This is a genomic window from Mycobacterium stomatepiae, assembly GCF_010731715.1.
GTDB lineage: Bacteria > Actinomycetota > Actinomycetes > Mycobacteriales > Mycobacteriaceae > Mycobacterium > Mycobacterium stomatepiae.
This window is the reverse complement of the sequence record NZ_AP022587.1, coordinates 2845801-2866515: the sequence shown is the minus strand read 5'-3', so window position 1 is coordinate 2866515 and position 20715 is coordinate 2845801. Positions and strand designations below refer to the sequence as shown.

Below are 20715 nucleotides of genomic sequence, written 5' to 3'. Positions count from 1 at the left end.
TCACCGGCCAATGCTACCCAAATTGAGACCAGTCCAAACCTGTCCAGCTGTGGATAACCGGCGAAATGGTTGCCTTGGGGCGGTTATCGTGACCAGCGGATTCGCAGACTTTGGGAGGTCAGTGCCCCACCAACCCGCGACCTGGGCGCACGTCAGCGGTTACCGATTCCTGCTACGCCGCATCGAGCGCGCACTGCTGAGCGGCGATACCGGGGCGTCCGACGAACCGCTCCGAGCCCGCACGATGCCCTTGACCGTCGGCTGCGTAATGGCGGCCATCGCCCTCGCCGGATGCGCTTTTATCGGGATGCTGGCCCCCCAGGCACGGCTGGATCGCGCGCAGATCGTGATGGGCAAGGAGACCGGAGCGCTGTACGTGCGAGTCGGCGATACCTGGCACCCGGTGCTGAACCTGGCGTCGGCGCGGCTGGTCGCGGCGACCGACGCCAATCCGCAGCCGGTGGCCGAGTCGCAATTGCGTCGCACCAAACGTGGTCCCTTGCTGGGTATTCCGGGCGCACCGCAGCTCCTCGGCCCGCCGCTGTCCGGCGACGACGCGATCTGGACGATCTGCGATACGAACGGTGACACCGCCACAACGGTGGTCGTGGGGCCGACCGGGGGACCATCGGTCCATCGTCTGACCCGTGATCAGGCGCTCCTGGTCGCACCGGGTCCGGGACCGCCGGCGTACCTGCTCTACAACGGCGAGCGGGCCGTGGTGGATCTTGCGGACACCGCCGTCGTGCGTGCACTGCGGCTAGAAGGTCAGGCGCCGGTTGTCGTCTCGCAGGCACTGCTGAACGCGGTCGCGGAGGCTCCGCCGATCACGGCGCCCCGCATCCGGGGTGCGGGCGGCAAGGCGGCAGGACTTCCCGGCTTTGCGGTCGGCAGTGTGCTGCGCATCACCCGCGGCGACGGCGACGAGTACTACGCCGTCCTGAGCACCGGGGTCCAACGCGTCGGTCAGGTTGCCGCGGACCTGTTGCGTTTCGGCGACTCCCGGGGCACCGCCAACATCATCGCGGTGGCACCCGACGTGATCCGCGGCGCCCAGATCGTCGACGCGCTCCCGGTGGGGACGTTCCCCGAACGCGCACCCGGGCCCGGCTTGGCGAGCGGTGCCACCACCGTGTGTGTGAGCTCGGCGGGGACCGGCCATCCCGATGCCGCGCTGCTGACCGCAGACGGCCCGCCACTCCCGGTCGGTCAGGCTCCGGTGGCCCTGTCACAGGCCGACGGACGCGGTCCGGCGCTTGACGCCGTCTACCTGCCACCCGGCCGGAACGCCTACGTGCGGGGCAACGGTTCCGGCAGCCGCTATCTCGTCACCGATACCGGGGTGCGCTTCGCGGTTCACGACGACGACGCCGCCCATGACCTTGGGCTGCCGACCGATACCGTTCCCGTGCCGTGGCCGATCCTCGCGGTGTTGCCATCCGGGCCGGAACTAAGCCGGGCGAACGCGTCGATCGCCCGCGACATCATCGCGGGACGGTCGTAGCCGTCGTTTGGCTGCGCCGATGATCAGCGCGCACACCACAGCGATGAGGCAGCCGGCCGCGCCGCGCAACGCGGTATCGCGCGCATGAGAATTGGTAGGCATAGGCGCCGGTGTGCCGATCGGTGCTCGCGCCGGAGGCGGCTGGGCGATATCGGCGGGGGCGCCCGAATCGGTGCTCACCGCGGCAAGGACGTCGACGGTCCCGTTGCCGACCAACGGATTCCAACCCGTTGGTGGATGATGCGCGGTCGACTCGATGCGCTGCATCACCTGCCGCGCCGTCAGTGCCGGGAACCGGGCCCGGATCAGGGCGGCGAGTCCGCTGACAACCGGTGCGGCATAACTGGTTCCGGACAATGGTGCGGAGCTCAACGACGTCACCGACTCCCCGGTTGCGGCGACGTCGACCCAGGGTCCGGCCAGCGTGAACGCCGACGGTGCCCCGGCGTCGTCCACCGAACCGACGGTCAGCACGTAGTCGTCGTACCAGGCCGGACTGACCACGACCGAAATGGTCTGCCAACTCGCATCCGGGCGCTGCGGCGGGCACTGTCCGCCGCCACCGGTGTTTCCGGCCGCGGCCACCACGACGGCGTTCTTGACGTCAACCGCGTAGGCCAGCGCGGCCGCCAGTGCCCGGTCGTCGAGCGCCGACGTGACCGCAACGCACGCCACCGACGAGATGTTGATCACCGACGCGCCCAGGTCGGCGGCAGTGCGGACCGCTTTCGCCATGGTGTCCACATCGCCGATGCCCGAGTTCGACGGGTCGCTCGCGGGTGCGAATTTCGCGCTGGACTGCCGGATGCTGATCAACGTCACGTCGGGCGCCACACCGCTGAAACCATCGGCGCTGGAATCGGCTGCAGCGGCGATGATTCCGGCGACCAGCGTGCCGTGCGCATCACAGTCCCCAGTGCCGTCGCCGGTGAACACATAGTCGCCGCCGGGCACCACGTCGGGTAGCCGGCGGTGTCGCGAAACGCCGGTGTCGATCACCGCGACCCGCTGGCCCGCACCACGGGTGAGTCGCCAGACGCGCGGTAAATCGAGTTCGGCGAGCTGATTTCGCCCCGGCGCAGGGTTCCCGGTCACCATCGTGCAGACCTCCCGTTGTACGGTAGGTCTCGACGGCGCCGGAAGCGCCGGCTTCGGCAGCAACCGGTCGTCAATCTCCGGCGGCGAAACCGCCTGTGCTGATGGTATTCCCACGCTCGTCAAAGCCGCCAGGGCCGATACCGCCACTAGCCGCGCGATCAGCGAGGTACTCAACTCCATGTCGGGTACAGACCTCGGGCGGCGCCGTAGAGGCCCCACAGCCAACAGGTCAGCGGCACCATCGCGATCAAGACCACACACTCCAGCAGCTCGACGCTCTTTCGCGCGATGGGTGACGGCGACCTGCCAGGAGCGACGAACCCGAGGTAGAACGCACCGGCGACCAAGAGTGCCGTCGCTGCGGCAATCCACGCGCCGTGCCCTGGGGTCCTGAGTGAGACCACTCCGAACGTCGTTGCGATCGTAGCTACCGCGCTGATAACACCCGGCAACATCCTTTTCTTATCAACCGAATCGGCGTGCAGGAGCAGTAGCGCACCTGTGGCGGCCCCAAATGCTGTGCTGCCGGGCCGCGGCGTACCCCCCGCGACGGTGACGATGGCGCCGGTGGCTGCCGAAGCCGAAAACGCCGCCAGCAGACTGATCAACCAGGCATCGGCGCGGATAGCGCGGGCGGCCAAATCGTCGGGGGCCGGATGTGCTGGCTCGGGTGACAACCCGGCCAGCATGATCGCCGCACGTGCCGATAGGCCGAGCAGCCCCAGCGAGACCAGCACCACCGCCGCACCGATCGCCGGTAACTGGACGCCGGTGACCACACCCGCGAATGCCGCGACAGCGACGATCATCGCGAAGCACGACACCGCGGTCAATGTGCGCGCACCGCAATCGGATACACGCATTGCCAGCGCGGCGGTGACCGACGCCACGGCAGCGGCCAGCAGCATATTGGGCAGACCCGGCGCGCCGGGCACGGCGAGAAAGCCGGCAACCGTGGCGAATGCCGTGGCGACCAGGCTCAGCGTGACGCCGGCCATCGCGTCCCGGTATCCGCGATTGGTGAGAGCTGCCAACAACAGAGCCGCGAATGCGATCAGTGCCGTGACTCCCGCGGTGGTGCCAACGAACACGTTGGAGGCGAAGGTGTTTCGGACCAGCGCAAGACAACCGATGCCGGTCAGGCAACCGGCTCCCAACGCAGCGGTAAGCCGCGCCGCTCGGGCGTTGCGGGACGGACTCCAGGCCTGGCCCGTGAGCATCTGCGACACGGCCTCCGCCACGTCGTCGTATCGAACTGCGGGTGGCGGTGTCGCGGACCGATTCAGTACGAGAACATCGCCATCCCGGACACCGCACTGAGCCAGCGTCGCGGATGAGTCCAACGCGGCCGAGCCGAGCACCGACAGCTGATACCGCGTCGCGATCGAATCGCTGACACCGTCGGCTTTGAGGGCGTCGACAATCGGCGGGAGCAGGGTGGCCACGGGCAGCCCGGACGGCAGCGCCAAGTCGATGACAGCGTTGCCGGCATGCACGCACACCCGGCGAAGCCCCGGATCGGACATAGACAACATCAACCTTTTCAGACTCGGATGAGCGTGACGCTAAAGCAATTTCGAAACCGCGGTATTCGCCTGTGCACAGGTGAGTTGCGGCCGCTTCGCTCGCTGTTTAGCGTCGTCGCACGCTGGGAGGGGTCGGGGATGACCGAGGGGTTCGTGCCTGTGGCGCGGCGGCTGCCGCCGGAAGTCGCGACCGCGGACATCGTTGTCGGCGCACCGCCGGAGTTGCCGCGGTCGACAGGCCTGCTGATGCGCCTGCTGCCGGTTGGGATGTCGCTCGCAACCCTCGGCGTGATGGCACTGGGCTTCGCCTCGGACTCGACCGTTGCCCGTAACCCCGCGTTTTTCGCCTTCCCGATGATGATGCTGGTCTCGATGGTGCTGACGTCGATCAGTCAACGCGGCCATCGGCAGGGTGGCGAGATCGGCACGAGCCGGGCCGACTACCTGGGATACCTGACTCGGCTGCGTCGGTCCGTGACCGAAACCGCTGCAGCGCAGGATTTCTCACTTCACTGGAACCACCCTGACCCCGCGGCGCTGTGGACATTGGTCGGTGGCCCCCGGATGTGGGAGCGACGAGCGACCGACTCCGACTTCTGCTCGGTTCGCGTCGGCGTTGGTAGTCAGCCACTTTCGACCAGGCTGGTGGCTCCCGAAATGCACGTCGGGGAGCGTACGGATCCCGTTACCGCCGCAGCCGCGAATCGCTTCATCCACAGTCACGGCACCGTCGCGGATGTGCCGATCGCCGTTGATTTGACCGCGACTGCCACAGTCACTGTCGACGGTGATTTGGCCGAAGCACGCGGACTGTTGCGCGCGATGATTTGCCAACTGGCGGTGCTGCACCCGCCGGATCAACTGCTCATTGTCGCTGTGATCGAGGACCAGCATCGAGTCCACTGGGATTGGTTGAAGTGGTTGCCGCACAACCAGCATCCGGCCAACCGGGATTCGGTGGGCGCTGTGCGAATGCTGTATCGGGGCGCGGCGGAGGCGCGAAGCGCACTGGCGGGTGCTCGGTTGCCACCGTGCGTGGTGGTGATCGGCGACCTGTCGGGGCCCATCGACGGTGAGGAGGTGGGGACCATAGTTCTCGAGACCGGGTCCGGCCGCATCGGCTCGCCCTTGACGATCGAGCACGCCGGCGCGGCCGTGGAGTTGACGCACCCCGACCAGATGGATGCGCTCGACGCGGTGATTTGCGCGCGCCGGCTTGCCGCACACCGGGCAGGCACCGCCTCCAGTCCTGGCGGCGACTCTAGCTGGCCGGGCCTGGTCGGGTTGGGCGACGTCGCCGGTTTCGACCCGATCACGTTGTGGCGCGGCCGAGATCACCACGCCCGACTACGCGCTCCGATCGGAAGCACGATCGACGGGGCGGCTCTCGAGCTTGATATCAAGGAGCCTGCCGAAAACGGCATGGGCCCGCACGGGCTTTGCGTGGGCGCAACGGGCTCGGGAAAGTCGGAGCTGTTGCGCACCGTCGCGCTCGGCATGATGGCGCTGAATTCCCCCGAAGTACTGAACCTGCTCCTCATCGACTTCAAAGGAGGGGCGACGTTCCTCGATTTGGCGGATGCCGCGCATGTCGCCGCTGTTATCACCAACCTCGCCGAGGAGGCGCCGCTGGTCGCGCGGATGCAAGACGCACTGGCCGGCGAGATGAACCGCCGGTAACAATTGCTGCGTACGGCGGGGTGCACCAGCGTCGCTGCCTACGAGCACGCCCGTCGCGCGGGCGCCGAATTGGTAGCCCTACCGGTACTTTTCATCGTCGTCGACGAGTTCTCAGAACTGCTCAGCCAGCACCCCGATTTCGCCGATACGTTCGTCGTGATCGGTCGACTCGGCCGGTCGTTGGGTATGCACTTGTTGCTTGCAAGTCAGCGACTCGACGAGGGCCGGCTACGTGGGCTGGAAGCACACCTGTCTTATCGCCTGTGCTTGAAGACGCTGTCCGCCAGCGAGTCACGAATGGTCTTGGGAACAGCCGATGCCTACGAGCTGCCGAACACCCCCGGAGCGGGCTTTCTGCGTTGCGGCAGCGGCGAGTTGATCCGCTTCCAAACCGCCTTCGTGTCGCAGCCATTGCCAAGGCCGGCGCGTGACAACGCTTCCGCAGACCGGGAGGCCCGAACATCGGTCCACAAGTTCACCGCGCAGGCGGTCGGGCCCATCACTAGCGCCGCAGCGCCGGACGGGGTGTCCGCGCCGACCATACTGCGGACGGTGCTGGACCGCCTGTCCGGACATGGGCCGTCCGCGCACCGAGTGTGGCTGCCCCCGCTGGGTTCGGCGCCGTCACTGGACGCCCTGCTGCGCGACGCGGGATCGGGACGTCTGACCGTGCCCGTCGGCACCGTCGACCGCCCGTTCGAGCAGTGTCGGACACCGATGATGGTCGACTTATCCGGAGCCGCAGGCAATGTCGCGGTTGTGGGCGCTCCCCGGTCGGGCAAGTCGACCGCATTGCAAACGCTGATCACGGCGTTGGCGCTCACTCAGGATCCGAGTGAGGCGCAGTTCTACTGTCTGGACTTCGGCGGCGGAGCGCTGGCATCGCTGCGCACAGTGCCACATGTCGGTGCGATCGCAACCAGGTCCGAGCCCCGGCTCGTGGCACGCATGGTCGCCGAGATCGAGTCGATTGTGCACTCTCGTGAGGCTGCCGCTGCGCAGCGGGGCGTCGACGGCGGCGACCCGCTCGCTGATGTCTTCCTCGTCGTCGACGGCTGGGCGAACCTGTGCAAAGAGTTCGAGTCGATCGAGGAGCCGATCACTGCGATTGCCGCTCAAGGACTTTCGTCCCAGGTGCATGTGGTGCTCTCGGCCTCGCGCTGGGCGGAGATCAGACCGTCGTTGCGGGATCAGATTGGCACACGCATCGAATTGCGGCTGGGAGATCCCGCCGATTCCGAGCTCGACCGAAAGCGGGCGCGCGAAGTGCCCCGTGACCGGCCGGGCCGTGGTCTGTCCCGCGACGGTCTGCACATGGCCATTTCCCGTCCGATGGACGCGGCCGCGCCGCGACGGCGACATGGTGAGTTATCCGCCCCACCCATCCCGCTGCTACCCGCTCATATCGACCACCATATCGTCGTCGACCTGGCGGGTGAAGACGGTGGCAGGCAGATACTCCTTGGTCTCGAAGAACGTCGATTACGGCCTTTTGCAGTCGATTTCGAGCGGAATTCACATCTGCTGATGCTGGGCGACAGCGAATGCGGAAAGACCGCCGCGCTGCGGACCTTGTGCCGCGAAATTGTTCGAACCAAAACGGCCGAGCAGGCGCAGCTACTGGTGGTCGACTTTCGGCGCACCCTGCTCGGCGTCGTGGAGTCAGAACATTTCGGTGGTTATGCCCTGTCACCGGCCGCGCTCAGGGGGCTGATGCCGGAGGTCCTCGCGCTGCTGCAGCGCCGCATGCCCTCGCCGGACGTGACCCAGGCACAGCTGCGGGCCAGGTCCTGGTGGTCCGGCCCGGATATCTACGTCGTCGTCGACGATTACGAGCTGGTCGCGACGCCGGCGGGCAACCCACTGCTAGCCCTGCTCGAATATCTGCCGTACGCACGAGATTTGGGACTGCAACTAGTCGTGGCGCGGCGCAGCGGGGGCGCGGCGCGCGGCCTGTTCGACCCCCTGCTGGCGCGTCTGCGTGAGATCGGCTGCCTCGGATTGATGATGAGCGCGCGTCCCGATGATGGTTCGCTGTTGAGTGTGGGACGTCCAGCGCGATTGCCAGCGGGGCGTGGCGTCGTGCTCACCGATGCCGGTGATGAACAAGTAATTCAGGTGGGCTGGAGTCCGCAACCATGAGCGGACATCGCACGGTCATTGCGACGGGCCCGGGGTCGGTTCGCCGGCTGTGTTGTACCACAAGCACAGTCAGCGAGGATGCATCCGAGATTCTCCATGCGGCTCTGGACGCTATCGACGATCAAGTGGCGCTGGTCGATGGGTTGCCGGTTGCGGTCGATTCTTTGTGGCGCAGTGGATTGAGGTCGCTGGACTGTGGAACGCCACACGCGCAGCGAACAGTTCAGATCGTGCACCCGTCGTGGTGGCCGTCGTCGCGGATCGATGTGGTTACCACCGCCGCGGGGACCGTGTTCGATGACGTAGAGGTGCAGCCGCGGTCGTGGTTGCTTCGGTGGGCGTGGAAAGCGGGACCGGAAGCGGTGGTCGTGGAGATCGCCGAGCGGCTGGTAGCGGTCGCGGGCGAGGACGTCGTGGCTGTCGCGCGTACCGGGCCGGCACAGTCCGTGGCCGAGGAGGTCACCCGTCTTGTCGGTGAAATAGCCTGCGGTGCAATAACTACCGTGCTTATCGATGCCCCTGGCAGCATTGCCGGGGCGCAGGCGGTCGCGACGTTGATCGCCGGCAGTCTGCATTCAAGCGGCCAGCGAATAGTGCGGATCGACGACGCCCGGCTATCACGGCTTGCTCATTCGGCGACGCGCAAGGTCCAGACTGGGGCGCCGCGGCCGCAGGTCGATGCCGGTCGGGCGCGATCACGCGTGGGGATGTTCGGCGGGCTCGCCGCCGCGGGCGTCGCACTGGTCGCGGAAGTGCCGGTGCTCGCGGCAGGCGGCCATCGCGCCGTTGCGCGGTTGCCCGCATCATCGACGACATTTCTGGGCGAGGGCCGGGTCGCATTGACGGTGCCGGCGGACTGGCCGACGCAACGAGTGGTCGCCGGGCCAGGGTCGGCGCGGGTGCAGGTCACGTCGCCGTCAGATTCTGAAGTGGCATTGCACATCACGCAGTCGCCGATTCCCGAGGAGACGCTGGGCGCCACGGCGGACCGGTTGAGGCACGCGATCGACGCCGAACCCGCCGGTGTGTTTGTCGACTTCAACCCGTCCGGGGTCACCGCCGGCCGGCCCGCCGTGACCTATCGCGAGGTCCGCGCCAGCCATCACGTCCGGTGGACGGTGTGGGTTGAGGGATCGATTCGGATCAGCGTCGGGTGCCAGAGCAGGCCCGGCGGTGAGGATGCCGTTCGCGCCGCCTGCGACGAGGCGGTGCGATCGGCCCACGCGATCGGGTGAGTCTCCGCGGCGGTCGAGAAATCCGATGGAACCGAATGGAGGTGCGCGTGGTCGTACTTGGTATCGGAGAGGAAGGAGATAGGTGACTACACCGCCAGGTGCGAACACGCTGAGCACCGATTTTGATCTGATGCGCTCGGTCGCAGGCACGACGGACACCCGCAACGAAGAGATCCGGGCGATGCTGCAGGCGTTCATCGGCCGGATGAGCAGCGTGCCGCCGTCGGTATGGGGCGGGTTGGCGGCCGCGCGATTCAAGGACGTCGTTGATCGGTGGAATGCCGAGTCGTTGCGGCTGTATCACGTGCTGCACGCGATCGCCGACACCATTCGGCAGAACGAGGCCACGCTGCAGGATGCCGGTCAGAGTCATGCCCATCACATCGGCACCGCCGGTGGAGACCTGTGAGAGGACATTCCGGTGGACCCAGTGCTGTCCTATAACTTCGGCGAAATCGAACACTCGGTGCGTCAGGAGATCCACACCACCTCGGCTCGTCTCAACGCCGCGCTTGACGAGCTGCGCTCCCAGATCGCTCCGTTGCAGCAGCTCTGGACCCGTGAAGCAGCGTCCGCTTATCAGGCTGAACAGCTCAAATGGCATCAGGCGGCGACCGCGTTGAACGAGATCCTGGTGGACCTGGGTAACGCGGTGCGCGACGGTGCTAACGAGGTGGCGAACGCCGATCGCCGGGCGGCCGGCGTCTGGGCGAGGTAGCCGCGATGAGCCACTGTGTGGTCCTGGTGGAAGGAGAGCCGTCGGGACCACACAGTCATTTTGACCTGCGGGGATATGGGTCGGTAAACTGCTTCGTTGGCGTGCGGTACGCCGGGGACTCGGGTCAATGTCGGTCGCCGAGACCAAACCCCAACCGTGGACGCCCCTGACCGGCACCCGGCTCGAACCGGGATCCACCCGAGAGATAGAGAAGGTAAGCGCTGTGCCCACCTACGCGCCAAAGGCTGGTGACACCACGCGGTCGTGGTACGTCATCGACGCCACGGACGTAGTGCTTGGACGCCTTGCCGTCGCGGCAGCCACCCTGTTGCGCGGTAAGCACAAGCCGACGTTCGCCCCCAATGTCGATGGCGGCGATTACGTCATCGTCATCAACGCCGACAAGGTCGCCCTGTCCGGCGACAAACTGCAGAGCAAGCTGGCCTACAGCCACTCGGGGTATCCCGGCGGTCTGCGCAAGCGCACGATCGGTGAGCTGCTGGAAAAGCACCCCACCCGCGTCGTCGAGAACGCGATCGTCGGCATGCTGCCGCACAGCAAGCTCAGCCGTCAGATCCAGAAAAAACTCCACGTCTACGCCGGCCCGCAGCACCCGCATGCCGCGCAGCAGCCGGTTCCGTTCGAGATCAAGCAGGTGGCCCAGTGACCGAAACCAACGAGGCAGCACCCGAGGAGACCGCCGAGGTCGTCGTCGAGGTCGTCGTCGAGGAGACCCCGGCCGAGCCCACTGCTGAAGCTCCCGCGGCTCAGCCCAGCGCGCCGATCGTGCTCGACCGGCCCATCCAGACCGTCGGCCGCCGCAAGGAGGCCGTGGTGCGGGTGCGCCTGGTGCCCGGCACCGGCAAGTTCGACCTGAACGGCCGCAGCCTGGAGGCCTACTTCCCGAACAAGGTGCACCAGCAGCTGATCAAGGCCCCGCTGGTCACCGTCGATCGGCTGGAGACCTTCGACATCTACGCGCTGCTGCACGGCGGCGGCCCGTCGGGTCAGGCCGGTGCGCTGCGTCTGGGCATCGCCCGGGCGCTGATCCTGGCTCAGCCCGAGGACCGGCCCCCGCTGAAAAAGGCCGGCTTCCTCACCCGTGACCCGCGCGCCACCGAGCGCAAGAAGTACGGCCTCAAGAAGGCCCGTAAGGCACCTCAGTACAGCAAGCGCTGATCAGCGATCACTTTCTGGCCGCAACCGCGTCTCTTTGCGCGACTTTTGGCCGCCGTTTCGGCGTGTCGGCGCGCAAAAGAGCGCGGTTGCGGTCACAAAAGTAAGTGCGCTTTGTGCGCATGACGTCACTGTGAGAGGTTTGTCCGATGGCTCGACTATTCGGCACCGACGGTGTTCGCGGAGTCGCCAATCGCGAATTGACCGCTGAGCTGGCACTATCGCTGGGCTCCGCGGCCGCGCGACGCCTCGCGGGCCCCGGAAAACCGGGTCGGCACCTGGCCGTAGTCGGCCGTGATCCGCGCGCCAGCGGCGAGATGCTCGAAGCCGCGGTGATCGCCGGGCTCACCAGCCAGGGTGTCGACGCGCTGCGGGTCGGAATCCTTCCCACGCCCGCGGTCGCCTACCTGACCGGCGCCTACGACGCCGACTTCGGCGTCATGATCTCGGCGTCGCACAACCCGATGCCCGACAATGGCATCAAGATCTTCGGCCCCGGCGGCCGCAAACTGGACGACGACACCGAAGACCAGATCGAACAGCTCGTCAACGCCGGCCCGGGCTTGCGCCCCGTCGGCGCCGGGCTCGGCCGCGTCGTCGACGCCGAGGACGCCGCCGATCGCTACCTGCGCCACGTCGGTAAGGCCAGCACCCAGCCGCTCGACGGCCTGACCGTGGTCGTCGACTGCGCCCACGGCGCGGCGTGGTCGGCCGCACCGCGCGCCTACCATGCCGCCGGCGCCCGGGTGATCGCGATCAACGCCGAACCCAACGGCCTCAACATCAACGACCGCTGCGGATCGACCCACCTGGACTCGCTGCGCGCCGCGGTGCTCGAGCACGGCGCGGATCTGGGCCTCGCCCACGACGGGGACGCCGACCGCTGCCTGGCGCTGGACGCCAACGGCGAACTCGTCGACGGCGACGCCATCATGGTCGTGCTCGCGCTGGCGATGCAGGAAGCCGGCGAGCTCGCGTCGAACACGTTGGTCACCACGGTGATGAGTAACCTCGGGCTGCACCAGGCGATGCGCACGGCGGGCGTCACGGTCCGCACCACCGGCGTCGGCGACCGCTACGTCTTGGAAGAGCTGCGCTCCGGCGAATACAGCCTGGGCGGCGAGCAGTCCGGCCACATCGTGATGCCCGCGCTGGGCTCCACCGGCGACGGCATCGTCACCGGGCTGCGCCTGATGACCCGCATGGTGCAGACCGGTTCGTCGCTGGCCGAGCTCGCCGCGCCGATGCAGACGTTCCCGCAGGTGCTGATCAACGTCGAGGTCGCCGACAAGACCACCGCCGCCGCGGCGCCCTCGGTGCGCAGCGCGGTCGACGAGGCCGAGGCCGAACTCGGGGACACCGGCCGAATCCTGTTGCGGCCCTCAGGGACTGAGCCGATGATCCGGGTCATGGTGGAAGCGCCCGAGGAAGGCACCGCGCAGCGGGTAGCCGCGCGGGTCGCCGAAGCGGTCAGCGACCAGCGTTAATTCTGCTGGAACCCCGGCGCGGGGTGTGGCGTCGGATTAAGCATGGGAATACGACACGCCACTTTCGACCGCACCGGAATCGACGTTGCCGCGGTACATCGGGTTGCCGATCAATTGCGCGCTGCCGCCGAACTTGTCGACAGCGCTGTCTGTGATCACTTGGCGGCATTGGCTTTCAGCGGTGCGGCGGCCGGGCGGGCATACACCGCGCGCGGCGATGCGCTGCGGGCCGAGCTGGAGCGCTTGACGGCGCAGTTGTCGCAGTGGTCGCGGGCGTCCGTCGCGATCGCAGTCGCGTTGCGCTCGGGCGCGCAGCGCTATGCCGACGCCGAACAATATGCCGCGGCGCGAATCGCCTGAGCGTGGCCGATCGGTTAGACGTCGCCGAGCGCCTCGCCGAGGGCCGAGTCGCGATCGAGCACACCCAGGTCTACGTACGGGCTTGTCAGACAATAGGATACGAGCATCCGGACTTGACGTCGCACCCGTCCCAGATCCGCGATTGGTTCGGCAGCGAAGACGGCCTTGATCTATATGTCCTTGACCGGGACTGCGCGCAGTTGCGAGCGGCCGGAGCCGCGGTCGCCGAAGGGCTACGGATTCAGCGTGACCAGGTTGCCGAGCTCTCCGCGGCATGGACGGGAGTGGGAAGCGACGCCGCGATTGCGTTCCTGCAACGTCATTGCGATGCCGCCACCATGGTTGTCGCCGAGGTGCGGGCGGCCGCGCAACGGTGCGAATCACTGCGCGACAACTTGTGGCATCTGCTCGATTCCAAGGTCGGGACCGCGATCGCCATCGACGATCGCAGCCAGGCGCAGCGGTCGGCGTGGTTGGCCGCCGCCGCGGTGGTGACGGCCGGGTCGACGGAGCGCTCGACGGCCGAGCAGGTCGTCCAAGGGCAGGTAATGCCGTACGTGGACAACGACATTCGCAACGATTGGGTGACGGCCATGCGTGCGTCGCTGACCGCGTTCGGGACCGCCTACGACATGGTCAGCGATCGGATGGCTGCCGCACCCGCGGCGTACTTCGACGCGCCCGCCGACCTTGGGCCGGGCTATCAACCGCCCCCGGCGCCGCTTCCTCAGCCGGCGCCGGTGGCCACCACGCCCGCCGTTGTGCTTCCCAGCGTTGCTGCCGGCGCGGCGCCCTCGCCGGCAGCCTCCCTCCCCGCCGAGACTCCCGCGCCCGCCGCGCCTGCGCCGCCCCTTGCGCCACCGCTATCGGACTTGGGCGCCGGGCCCGGTGATGCTTCCGGCCTGCCAACGGGCGCCGGAGGTTTCGGCGATCTGGCTGGGGGAGCCGGCGGCCTGGGTGGGCTCAGCGGGCTGGCCGGCCGGATTGTCGATGCGATGACTGGTCTGCTGGGTTCGGCGACGGACGGGCTCGGCGATTCGTCGGGGCTTGACGACCCGGCGCCCAAAGACCCGTTCGACGACGATACCTCCGATGACGAGGATCCGTTTCAACCCGACGACGCGCACAAAGAGCCCGATGACGTCGACGCTGAAAAGCTGGCAGAGCCAAAGGAAGCCGAGGAGGCTCAGCCAGTGGGTGTACCGCCGCCCGCCGAGACGCCGCCACTACCGGGTGGCGAGCAACCGGCTGCCGGAGCGCCTATCCCCGCGGCAGCGCCTGCCCCCACGGCAGCGCCTGCTCCCGCGCCGGGGTCGACCGATGGTGCCACGCCGTGCGAGATTGCCGCAGACCAAGTTCCGCAGGCCGGGCAGTGACGGCTCAGGCGCCGCGCAGCTCCACCACTTCTTCGACGAAGCGCACCGCTTCCTTCGGGTCGGCGGCGGCTGGGCTTGCCAACAACGTCGTCACACCCGACTCGGCGAAGGCGGCGATGCGCTCTTTGACGAAACCGCGCGGGCCGATCAGCGACATGCCGCGCACCAGCTCGTCGGGTACCAGGTCGATGGCCTCACTCTTGCGGCCGGACAGGTAGAGCTCTTGGATCTTGTCCGCGACCTCTCCGTAGCCGTAACGCGTCGCCAGGTTGTGATAGAAGTTCTTGCCCTTGGCGCCCATGCCACCGAGGTAGAGGGCCAGCTGCGGCTTGACCCAGGCCAGCCGGTCCTCGACGTTGTCGCCGATGGCCACCGATGCATGCACCATGATGTCCAGCGGCGCCAATGCCGGATCCCGTTTGGCATTGCCGGCGGCCAGCGCCTCGCCCCAGACGGTGTGCGCCTTCTCCGGCAGGTAGAAGACCGGCTGCCAGCCTTCGGCGATCTCGGCGGTCAGCTCGACGTTCTTCGGGCCCAGCGCCGCGATCGTGATCGGAATACGTTCGCGCACAGGGTGATTGATGAGCTGCAATGGTTTACCCAAACCAGTTCCGCGATCCGCGGGCAGCGGCAGCTGGTAGTACTTGCCGTCGTACTGGAGCCGCTCGCGGCGCCACACCTTCCGGCAGATCTCCACGACCTCGCGGGTGCGGCCGAGCGGGGCGTCGAACGCGACGCCGTGGAACCCCTCCATCACCTGGGGCCCCGACGTGCCGATGCCAAGGCGGAATCGGCCGCCCGACACGAAGTCCAGGCCGGCGGCGGTCATCGCCAGCAGCGACGGCGTGCGGATGTAGATGGGAACCACGCCGGTGGCCAATTCGACGGTGTTGGTCTTGGCGGCCAGGTAACCAAGCTGGCTGATGGCGTCATAGGAGTACGCCTCGGCCACCACGGCAATATCGATGCCGGCCTTTTCGAGTTCGACGATGCGGTCGACGGCCTCGTGGAAGCCGCCCGAATAGTCCAGCGCGATTCCGATTCGCATAAGCGACACTTAATCACGCGGCACCTGACCGGTCGCGGTGCGGTGCCCTTATCGGGAGGTCGCCGCCGCGGTAGCGGATTGCTACACTTGTTACAAGTTGCTACAGGCGCGGAGGAGAAATGGCTGACAGTGCTGGTCGAGTGACCCGGTTCGCCGCGGACCTGGTCGATAGCGCCGCGGCCGAGGGGGCGCGGCAGAGCCGTTCGGCCAAGCAGCAACTCGACCACTGGGCCCGGGTCGGGCGGGCGGTATCGAGCCAGCACTCGGCGGCCCGTCGCCGCGTGGAGGCGGCGCTGGCGGGGGACCTGGAACTGGGCGAGCTGGGTGTCGAAGAGGGTGTCGTCTTCAACGCCGAGATCGCCGCGGCGATCCAGGAAAACCTCAATGAGTCCAACTACGGTGCGCTGTTGGCCAAGCGCGGTGTCACCACGGTTGCCCTCAACGAGGCCGGTGAGATCGTCGAGCACCGGCCCGACGGCACATCGACGGTGCTGGCCGCCAAGCCGCGACCCAAACGACGCAAGAAGGTGAACGCCGGGGCCCGATGAACCGGCTCGACCTGGTCGTCGGCCCCAACGGGGCGGGCAAATCGACCTTCGTCGAGCTCACGCTTGCGCCGCTGCTGCCGACAAGCGCCTTCGTCAACGCGGACGAGATCGCCCGACAACGGTGGCCAGACGATCCCGCCGCACATTCCTACGAGGCGGCCCAGGTCGCGGCCGACACCCGGGCGAGGCTCATCGAACTGCGCCGATCTTTCATCGCCGAAACAGTGTTTTCTCACCCGTCCAAACTCGAACTGATCGACACCGCCCACACGGGGGCCTACACCGTCGTCCTGCACGCCCTGCTCATCCCCGAGGAGCTTGCCGTCGAACGCGTGAAACGCAGGGTCATGGCCGGCGGGCACGAAGTACCCGAGGACAAGATTCGTGAGCGGTATCAACGTCTTTGGCCCTTGGTCGCCATCGCGATCACACGCAGTGACACCGCGACCGTCTATGACAACAGTGCGCTCAAAGGTCCGCGCATCGTCGCTCAAATGAGCGCGGGCCGGCTCGTTGGTGCCCCTACTTGGCCGACGTGGGCGCCAAGCGAATTGACGTCGCGCTGGCACGCCTAGCGTTATTTCAGCAGCGCGACGATCTTCTCTTCGAGAGCGACCGGTTCCGCCTCGGGGTCGAGCGGAGTTGTCTTGGGCAGCAACACATCTGGATCGGCGAACTCGCGGTAGTTCTTGTCGCCGGCGAGCGTGGCGAGCAGATAGCCGGTCAGCAGGGCCCGAACCGACCGCTGGGTGCGGCGGTTGGAGCCGGGTAGTCCGAACACCGACGCCAGACGTCGGCCCTCGCTCAAACCGCTGGGTTCGGCCTTACTGACAATGCGCAGCGTGGCCGTTTTCCACGCACTGGAAAGCGCCAACGCGTTGGAGTTCAACGTCTTTGGATCTCCCGGTGCGGTCAGAATCAAGCCCGGGACCTTCAACGCCGCGGCTGGCTGCTCGGCCGGGGGAGTCGTGACGGTCGGGAAGATCGCGACGGTTGCCGCCAGTGCGGCCGGCATTCCGGCTGCGGCGAACACGGCGGCCGAAGCTCCGACACCATGGCCCACCACGCCGAGCTTTGCGGGGTGCACGCTGATGTTGCCTGGCCCCAGCCGCACACCCGCGACGATGTCGAGCGCGGTGCCGAGATCGGAGGCCAAGTTGAGCACCGACGGCGCCAGACCTCGCTCGGTGTCGGGAGCACCGGCCACGATGCCCCATGACGCGAGATGCTCGAGCAGACGCGAATAGCGGGCGGTGCCGCTGAGCCAGTCGTGACCGAACGCGATGCCGGGGAGGTTCAGACCGGACTCGGGGGTGTAGACCACGCCAGGCAAGCCGGCAAAAGCGAGGTCACCACGCAAAACCTTGTGTGGGCCACGGCGGCTGAGGGCGGCGAAGAGCTTGCGGGTGCGGGCCACCCGTTGACGTTAGCGGGGATGGGTCCAATGAGTCCACGTGACACCGTCCCAGTACCGCTGGCCCGGCCCGCCGGGGTTCGGGTACCACCCCGGCGCCGGCCCTGCCGGGCGGGGCGGGGCGGGGCAGCTGGGTAAGGCGCGACGGCTGGGCGAGGTGGTGCGGCGGGGTAGGGCGCGACGACCTGGCCGGTCGGCACATAGGGAGCCGCGGCGTTGGGCCCCGGGGGTTCCTTGGCCAGGGCGCGCACCTTGCGGATCGCGGTGTAGTTCGAGATCAGCGCGATCGGGTTCAGCAGGAACAGCGACACCAGGCCCCACCAGCCGGCGAGCAGGCAGTGCAGCTGCGCCTTGCGGTATGCCTGCTCACACTGCTCGAGCGTGCCGGTGAAGGTGACGCTGCGCTGGACCCACAGGATCAGCACCCCGGTGTGCTCGTGGAGCCTGACGGAGAAGCGGCGGTATGGGTCGGTCAAAACTAGCCTTTCGCGCATGTGGGGCGGCCCAACGATACCGTCGCGTCGCGCCGACGGCGTCATTCGCCAGTGTCGAGTCTGAAACCGCTGGTAGAGGCGGGTTTGCGCACGCCACCACGCTCGCCAAGGCCGGGCTGCGGCCTGGTCTGCACTACCCTTGTCACAATGTGCGGAATCGTCGGCTACGTGGGGCGGGCCCCTGCCTGCCAAGTCGTCATGGACGCACTTCGCCGCATGGAGTACCGCGGCTATGATTCGTCAGGCATCGCGCTGGTCGACGGCACGGGCAGACTCACCGTGCGCCGTCGCGCCGGCCGGCTGGAGAACCTGGACAAGGCGGTGGCCGAAATGCCGCCGGAGGACCTGGGCGCCAGCACCGGCCTGGGCCACACCCGCTGGGCCACCCACGGCCGCCCGACCGACCGCAACGCTCACCCGCACCGCGACGCCGCCGGCAAGATCGCCGTCGTTCACAACGGGATCATCGAAAACTTTGCGACCCTGCGCCAGGAGCTGGAGTCGGCCGGCGTTGAGTTCGCCAGCGACACCGACACCGAGGTCGCCGTGCACCTGGTCGCTCAGGCGTATCGCGAGGGTGCGACGGCCGGTGACTTCGCCGCTTCGGTGCTAGCGGTGCTGCGCCGGCTGGAGGGCCACTTCACTCTCGTGTTCGCCAACGCCGACGACCCCGGCACCATCGTCGCCGCCCGCCGGTCCACACCGCTGGTGGTCGGCGTCGGCGACGGGGAGATGTTCGTCGGCTCCGACGTGGCCGCGCTCATTCCGCACACCCGCAACGCCGTCGAACTCGGTCAGGACCAATGCGTGGTGCTCACCGCCGACGGCTACCGGATCACCGACTTCGATGGCAACGAAGACCTGGGTTTCGGGGCATACCGCGAGTTCCACATCGATTGGGACCTGGCTGCCGCGGAAAAGGGCGGCTACGAGTACTTCATGCTCAAGGAGATCGCCGAACAACCCGCTGCGGTGGCCGACACGCTGCTGGGCCACTTCGTCGACGGCCGCATCGTGCTCGACGAACAACGATTGAGCGATCAGGAACTGCGCGAGGTCGACAAGGTATTCGTCGTCGCCTGCGGTACGGCGTATCACTCCGGGCTGTTGGCGAAGTACGCGATCGAGCACTGGACGCGACTGCCCGTGGAAGTCGAGCTCGCCAGCGAATTCCGGTATCGGGACCCGGTTTTGGACCGCAGCACGCTGGTCGTGGCCATCTCGCAGTCCGGTGAAACCGCGGACACCCTCGAAGCGGTCCGGCACGCCAAGGCGCAGAAGGCCAAGGTGCTGGCGATCTGCAACACCAACGGCTCGCAGATCCCACGCGAATGCGATGCGGTGCTCTACACCCGCGCCGGGCCGGAGATCGGTGTGGCCTCGACGAAGACCTTCCTGGCCCAGATCACCGCCAACTACCTGGTCGGCCTGGCCCTGGCGCAGGCCCGCGGCACCAAGTATCCCGACGAGGTCGAGCGCGAATACCGTGAGCTCGAAGCGATGCCGGAAATCGTGTCGCGGGTGCTCGCGACGGTCGAACCGGTTGCGGCCCTGGCGTATCGATTCGCCCAATCCTCGACCGTGCTGTTCCTGGGCCGCCATGTCGGCTATCCGGTGGCGCTCGAAGGCGCGCTGAAACTCAAAGAGCTGGCCTATATGCACGCCGAGGGATTCGCCGCCGGCGAGCTCAAGCACGGTCCGATCGCGCTGATCGAAGACAATCTGCCGGTCATCGTCGTGATGCCGTCGCCCAAGGGGTCGGCCACATTGCACGCAAAGCTGATGTCCAATATCCGCGAGATCCAGACCCGTGGTGCGGTGACCATCGTCATCGCCGAGGAAGGAGACGACACCGTGCGTCCCTACGCGGATCATTTGATCGAAATCCCCTCAGTATCAACGCTATTACAGCCACTGCTGTCGACGATCCCGTTGCAGGTGTTTGCCGCGTCGGTCGCGCAGGCGCGCGGCTATGACGTCGACAAGCCCCGAAACCTGGCAAAGTCCGTCACCGTTGAGTAGCCGGCGCAGAATATTCGGCATCGTCGGTGTCGTGTTGTTCCTCGCCGCTTATGCCATCTCGGTTTGGCTGTACGTCGACGGCGGAATAGGCCATCCCAACGTTGTCGTTCGGGGCGAGCCGGTGCCCGAGGTGACCAGGGTGACCATCGACATCCAGGAAGTTCAATCGGCCAACAGCCTGGTTGTTTCCAGCATCAATGTGTATCCCGGGCCGGGGCTGCTGGACTCGCGAACCCACAATCTCAAAGAGGATCTCACCATCGCGGTGTCCTCCGCGGTAAGCGCCAGCAAGCGCACGTGGCCGAAAGGCACACTGCCCGATGTGTTTAGGATTTCACTGGCCCTCGACGGTGAAGTCGCTCAATGGCCGTTCGATGAATATCATTCGGGACCGGTTGTCGCCCAGCTCGTATCCGGTCCCGACGCGACCCGGGTGGCGGCGTCGGTGACGATGGTCGACCGCCTGCTGGGCTGGGATATCGCCACGGATCGCATCAACGAGGACGATCTGGTGGGCCCCTATCAAGTGGACCTGGCGCGGTCGGCGAGCACCGTGGCGTTCGCGGTCGTCATTCTCGGTGTGCTGATCGCCCTTGCCGTCTTTGCCTTCTTTGTCGCGGTCCAGACACTGCGGGACAAACGAAAGTTCCAACCGCCGATGACAACGTGGTATGCGGCAATGCTGTTCGCGGTGGTTCCGCTGCGAAATGCGCTTCCCGACTCGCCGCCGATCGGAGTCTTCATCGATGTCACGATCGTGCTGTGGGTGACCGTCATATTGGTGATCTCGATGGGGCTCTATGTCTCTTGCTGGTGGCGGCATTTGAAGCCCGAACCCGGTGAGTTGGCCTCCTTCTCGAGTGGCCGGGTGTAGCCGCGGTTCCTAC

Annotated in this window: 18 protein-coding genes and 1 pseudogene; 14 read left to right on the top strand and 5 right to left on the bottom strand. The window is 67.1% G+C overall.

The annotated features are described in order from the left end of the window. The first annotated feature begins 121 nt into the window (after positions 1–121). A complete protein-coding gene (gene eccB, locus G6N54_RS13375) occupies positions 122–1504 on the top strand; it encodes a type VII secretion protein EccB (RefSeq protein ID WP_232073696.1) in 1383 nt (460 codons plus the stop codon). Here the strand turns inward: eccB and mycP are convergent. Together mycP and eccD are read right to left on the bottom strand one after the other, a co-directional pair. Next, positions 1451–2782: a type VII secretion-associated serine protease mycosin gene (gene mycP / locus G6N54_RS13370; protein WP_163790559.1), complete on the bottom strand. Its 1332-nt coding sequence runs from the start codon at positions 2780–2782 to the stop codon at positions 1451–1453. The two genes, eccB and mycP, sit on opposite strands and share 54 nt — an antisense overlap. Beyond that, the gene (gene eccD / locus G6N54_RS13365; RefSeq protein WP_232073695.1) at positions 2773–4128 is read right to left on the bottom strand and encodes a type VII secretion integral membrane protein EccD; all 1356 of its coding nucleotides are present in this window, start codon (positions 4126–4128) and stop codon (positions 2773–2775) included. Before eccD ends, mycP begins: the two co-directional genes overlap by 10 nt. 138 nt (positions 4129–4266) lie before the next feature. Between eccD and eccCa the strand changes: the two are divergent. The 9 genes and pseudogenes from eccCa (at position 4267) to G6N54_RS13320 (ending at position 14302) form a co-directional block, all read left to right on the top strand. Continuing rightward, positions 4267–7950 (top strand): annotated as a pseudogene (gene eccCa / locus G6N54_RS13360) (type VII secretion protein EccCa). Continuing rightward, positions 7947–9185, top strand: coding sequence for a type VII secretion-associated protein (locus G6N54_RS13355; protein ID WP_163790557.1), 1239 nt, complete (start codon positions 7947–7949; stop codon positions 9183–9185). The pseudogene eccCa and the gene G6N54_RS13355 overlap by 4 nt, the downstream one beginning before the upstream one ends. Positions 9186–9267: 82 nt before the next feature. Further along, the gene (locus tag G6N54_RS13350; protein WP_163790556.1) at positions 9268–9594 is read left to right on the top strand and encodes a WXG100 family type VII secretion target; all 327 of its coding nucleotides are present in this window, start codon (positions 9268–9270) and stop codon (positions 9592–9594) included. A gap of 6 nt (positions 9595–9600) precedes the next feature. After that, positions 9601–9903, top strand: a complete 303-nt coding sequence (locus G6N54_RS13345) for a WXG100 family type VII secretion target (protein WP_163794720.1) — start codon at positions 9601–9603, stop codon at positions 9901–9903. 223 nt (positions 9904–10126) lie between these two features. Then, a complete protein-coding gene (gene rplM, locus G6N54_RS13340; protein WP_163794719.1) occupies positions 10127–10570 on the top strand; it encodes a 50S ribosomal protein L13 in 444 nt (147 codons plus the stop codon). Next, positions 10567–11082: a 30S ribosomal protein S9 gene (rpsI, locus tag G6N54_RS13335; RefSeq protein ID WP_163790555.1), complete on the top strand. Its 516-nt coding sequence runs from the start codon at positions 10567–10569 to the stop codon at positions 11080–11082. The genes rplM and rpsI overlap by 4 nt, the downstream gene beginning before the upstream one ends. A 146-nt stretch (positions 11083–11228) precedes the next feature. Continuing rightward, complete coding sequence (gene glmM, locus G6N54_RS13330) at positions 11229–12566, top strand: phosphoglucosamine mutase (RefSeq protein WP_163790554.1); 1338 nt, start codon at positions 11229–11231, stop codon at positions 12564–12566. 42 nt (positions 12567–12608) lie between these two features. Beyond that, positions 12609–12926: a type VII secretion target gene (locus G6N54_RS13325; protein WP_163790553.1), complete on the top strand. Its 318-nt coding sequence runs from the start codon at positions 12609–12611 to the stop codon at positions 12924–12926. 2 nt (positions 12927–12928) lie between these two features. Next, a complete protein-coding gene (locus G6N54_RS13320) occupies positions 12929–14302 on the top strand; it encodes a hypothetical protein (protein WP_163790552.1) in 1374 nt (457 codons plus the stop codon). Positions 14303–14306: 4 nt separating this feature from the next. On the opposite strand, the gene G6N54_RS13315 is transcribed toward G6N54_RS13320, so the two are convergent. Continuing rightward, entirely contained in the window at positions 14307–15350 is a 1044-nt protein-coding gene (locus tag G6N54_RS13315) for an LLM class F420-dependent oxidoreductase (RefSeq protein ID WP_163790551.1), read from the bottom strand. 119 nt (positions 15351–15469) lie between these two features. On the opposite strand from G6N54_RS13315, the gene G6N54_RS13310 reads away from it, so the two are divergent. After that, positions 15470–15898 carry a TA system antitoxin ParD family protein gene (locus G6N54_RS13310; RefSeq protein WP_163790550.1) on the top strand — a complete coding sequence of 143 codons (429 nt, stop codon included), beginning with the start codon at positions 15470–15472 and terminating at the stop codon, positions 15896–15898. After that, positions 15895–16473, top strand: a complete 579-nt coding sequence (locus tag G6N54_RS13305) for a zeta toxin family protein (protein WP_163790549.1) — start codon at positions 15895–15897, stop codon at positions 16471–16473. Before G6N54_RS13310 ends, G6N54_RS13305 begins: the two co-directional genes overlap by 4 nt. A 2-nt stretch (positions 16474–16475) precedes the next feature. Here the strand turns inward: G6N54_RS13305 and G6N54_RS13300 are convergent, their stop codons facing one another. Together G6N54_RS13300 and G6N54_RS31830 are read right to left on the bottom strand one after the other, a co-directional pair. Next, positions 16476–17258: a dienelactone hydrolase family protein gene (locus G6N54_RS13300; protein WP_276056654.1), complete on the bottom strand. Its 783-nt coding sequence runs from the start codon at positions 17256–17258 to the stop codon at positions 16476–16478. Continuing rightward, a complete protein-coding gene (locus G6N54_RS31830; protein WP_443677331.1) occupies positions 17195–17788 on the bottom strand; it encodes a hypothetical protein in 594 nt (197 codons plus the stop codon). Before G6N54_RS31830 ends, G6N54_RS13300 begins: the two co-directional genes overlap by 64 nt. A 165-nt stretch (positions 17789–17953) precedes the next feature. Here G6N54_RS31830 and glmS point away from each other — a divergent pair, with 165 nt between their 5' ends. Then, positions 17954–19828, top strand: a complete 1875-nt coding sequence (glmS, locus tag G6N54_RS13290) for a glutamine--fructose-6-phosphate transaminase (isomerizing) (protein ID WP_163790547.1) — start codon at positions 17954–17956, stop codon at positions 19826–19828. Then, entirely contained in the window at positions 19779–20702 is a 924-nt protein-coding gene (locus tag G6N54_RS13285; protein WP_163790546.1) for a DUF4436 domain-containing protein, read from the top strand. The genes glmS and G6N54_RS13285 overlap by 50 nt, the downstream gene beginning before the upstream one ends. Positions 20703–20715 lie beyond the last annotated feature (13 nt).